Below are 213 nucleotides of genomic sequence, written 5' to 3'. Positions count from 1 at the left end.
CTGTTATTATCATTTCTTCTTTGGGATTTACAACAGTCTCTATCTGTTACGCTCTTTGGACTAACTTTTATCTTGGTTTGCTTTTTATCATTTTTTATTCGATACCTGTTCTTTGTAGTGGAATTGGCTCTAAACGTTTGGATGAAATTACGAAGGATAAGTCCTTAGCTAATCAAGCCTATGTCTCTCAAGCAACCAATATGATCGCAGGTG

1 pseudogene is annotated in these 213 nt (G+C 35.7%); it reads left to right on the top strand.

Features of this window, described 5'->3' with window-relative positions:
* Nucleotides 1-213: pseudogene (locus HMPREF2704_RS11655) on the top strand (ABC transporter ATP-binding protein); the annotation flags it as partial.

The sequence above is a fragment of the Streptococcus sp. HMSC076C09 genome (assembly GCF_001837905.1).
GTDB classification, from domain to species: domain Bacteria; phylum Bacillota; class Bacilli; order Lactobacillales; family Streptococcaceae; genus Streptococcus; species Streptococcus parasanguinis_I.
The sequence above is the reverse complement of the archived record's forward strand: the minus strand, read 5'-3'. Positions and strand labels throughout refer to the sequence as shown.